This is a genomic window from Mesorhizobium sp. M7A.F.Ca.CA.001.10.2.1 (assembly GCF_003998575.1).
GTDB lineage: Bacteria > Pseudomonadota > Alphaproteobacteria > Rhizobiales > Rhizobiaceae > Mesorhizobium.
The window spans coordinates 1-2,203 of record NZ_RZQY01000836.1 but is presented as its reverse complement, the minus strand read 5'-3'; the positions used below and the strand labels follow the sequence as shown (position 1 = coordinate 2,203).

At 63.8% G+C, this 2,203-nt stretch carries 3 protein-coding genes; 1 reads left to right on the top strand and 2 read right to left on the bottom strand.

What is annotated here, in order from left to right:
- Window positions 1–153 precede the first annotated feature (153 nt).
- The gene (locus EN964_RS32390; RefSeq protein ID WP_127270874.1) at window positions 154–516 is read right to left on the bottom strand and encodes a nuclear transport factor 2 family protein; all 363 of its coding nucleotides are present in this window, start codon (window positions 514–516) and stop codon (window positions 154–156) included.
- A gap of 165 nt (window positions 517–681) precedes the next feature.
- On the opposite strand from EN964_RS32390, the gene EN964_RS32385 reads away from it, so the two are divergent.
- Complete coding sequence (locus tag EN964_RS32385) at window positions 682–1,434, top strand: SDR family NAD(P)-dependent oxidoreductase (protein WP_023812510.1); 753 nt, start codon at window positions 682–684, stop codon at window positions 1,432–1,434.
- A gap of 13 nt (window positions 1,435–1,447) precedes the next feature.
- Here EN964_RS32385 and EN964_RS32380 read toward each other — a convergent pair.
- A partial coding sequence (locus EN964_RS32380) for a zinc-binding dehydrogenase (protein WP_127277287.1) occupies window positions 1,448–2,203 on the bottom strand: 756 nt, incomplete at its 5' end.

The window sequence follows — 2,203 nt, the reverse complement described above, 5'->3', positions numbered from 1 at the left end:
GCCCAAACCGTCGATGCCGACGGCCCCTCCATGCCGGAGGATGACGGCGCCACCGCGTCGATCAAGCACCCGGTGCCGCCAGGCGACGTCGGCGGTCCGCGCAAAAAGCGGCAGACCTCGATCCTCGACCTCCTTGGCGGCTGATCCGATCCACTAATTCCGTGGCTTGGCGCTGCCCAACTTCTTGCTGTCAAAGGTCAGTTTGTCGCTGTGAATCTTGCCATCGCTGATGGTGAGGTGCTTGGCGCAGGAAAGCGCGCCGGACGACTTGGTCATCAAATCATACATCAGCAGCGCCTGGTGATCGTCACCGAAGGCCGCGATCATGCGCACACCGGTCACATCCTGTGATAGTTTGGTCAGGCCCTCGAGATAGGGTTTCTTGCCGGTCGATTGCTGCATCGGCCCATCAAAGACGACGTCGTCGGCAACCAAGGATGCTGCTTTGTCGAGGTCGTGGCTTGTCCACGCCTTGGTGAAGTCGGTGGCTATGTCGAGGGGTGCTGTCTGCGTCATGGCTCTGTCCCGATTGATTTGATCTGAGACCCCGCGCCCTGTCCTGCAACTCCCGAACCAACGGCGAGCCGGCTTCCCGGTTCCTCCTCTGAGGTGAATGGTGACATTTCGGCCTCTCGCCACCTCGGCGGCGTTCGGCTACATCTGCCGGCCGGAGACCTTGAAATGACTGAGCTCGACACCCGAAAGACCATCGTGCTGACCGGCGCCAGCCGCGGCATTGGCCACGCCACCGTCAAGCGTTTTTCGCGCGAGGGCTGGCGCGTCATCACCTGCTCCAGGCAGGCTTTCGCCGAGGATTGCCCGTGGCCGGCCGGGCCGGAAGACCACATCAAGGTCGATCTCGCCGATCAGGAGGATGTCGGCATCGCCGTCTCCGAAATCCGCCACCGGCTGGAAGCGCATGGCGGCCAGTTGCATGCGCTGGTCAACAATGCCGGCATTTCGCCGAAGCTCAAGGACGGCAACAGCCGCATGGATTCGATCGACACGCCGATGCATGTCTGGCGCGACGTGTTCCAGGTCAATTTCTTCGCGCCGATCATGCTGGCGCGCGGCCTGTTCAAGGAGCTGGCGGCGGCCAAGGGCTCGATCGTCAACGTAACCTCGATCGCCGGAACCCGCGTGCATCCCTTCGCCGGCACGGCCTACGCCACATCGAAGGCGGCACTCGGCTCGCTGACGCGCGAGATGGCACATGATTTCGGCCCGCACGGCATCCGCGTCAATGCCATTGCGCCCGGCGAGATCGACACCGCGATCCTGTCGCCGGGCACTGACAAGATCGTCGAGACCATCCCTCTCAGGCGCCTTGGCACCACGGCCGAAGTCGCCGACATCATCTTCTTCCTGTGTTCGCAGCAGGCGTCCTATGTGACGGGCTCGGAAATTCACATCAATGGCGGCCAGCACGTGTGACATAACAGGATGCTCATCCTGTTATGGTGAGAACGGCCTTGCCGCTGAAGCTGCGCTGTCGCAGTGCGTCCAGCGCTTGGGCGATGTCTGTCCATGGCACGGTCAAGGCCACGCGTGTTTCGAGCCGGCCGGCTGCGACCAGAGCGAGCAGCGAGGCGATGTCCTCGCCAATGCCTGGACCGGACGTGTAGTAGGCGAAGGTCTGAAGCCTCGCTCCTTCATGATCCGGAACGAACTGGCGGAATCCGACGGGCGTTAGTTCGCCGCTGCTCGAACCGAACATGACGATGGTCCCGCCAGGGGCGACGCGTTCGATCGCGCATGCGAGGCTTTGGCCGCCAACCGACTCGGTAATCAGCGAGAACGGCCCCTCGGCCAGGTCTATCGCTTCGACAACCTGCCTGGCTCCGAGGCCGCGGAGATCCTCAGCGTGCCGGGCGGCGGCGACAGCGGTCACGAATCCGCCCTGATGGCGGGCGAGCTGGATCTGGAAACGACCGACCGCACCGCTTGCGCCGGTGATCAAGACCTGCTGGCCGGCGAGGTCCCCGCCATGGCGTAGAGTCCTCAGCGCCGTCGTACCGGCGACAGGAAGCGTGGCTGCGGAAACGAAGCTGACGTCATCCGGCAGGGCGGCGAGACGGTCGGTTGGGACTGCGATGCGTTCGGTCCAACCAGCCTCGTCGACCAACGCGACAACCCGGGCGCCGACGGTTGGCCCGGAACCATCGGCTGCTCTTCGTTCGACAATCCCCGCAATGTCCTGGCC

Excerpts from the sequence above, each read along its gene's own strand:
- EN964_RS32390 (WP_127270874.1), bottom strand. The coding sequence starts at position 516 with ATGACGCAGACAGCACCCCTCGACATAGCCACCGACTTCACCAAGGCG.
- EN964_RS32385 (WP_023812510.1), top strand. The coding sequence starts at position 682 with ATGACTGAGCTCGACACCCGAAAGACCATCGTGCTGACCGGCGCCAGC.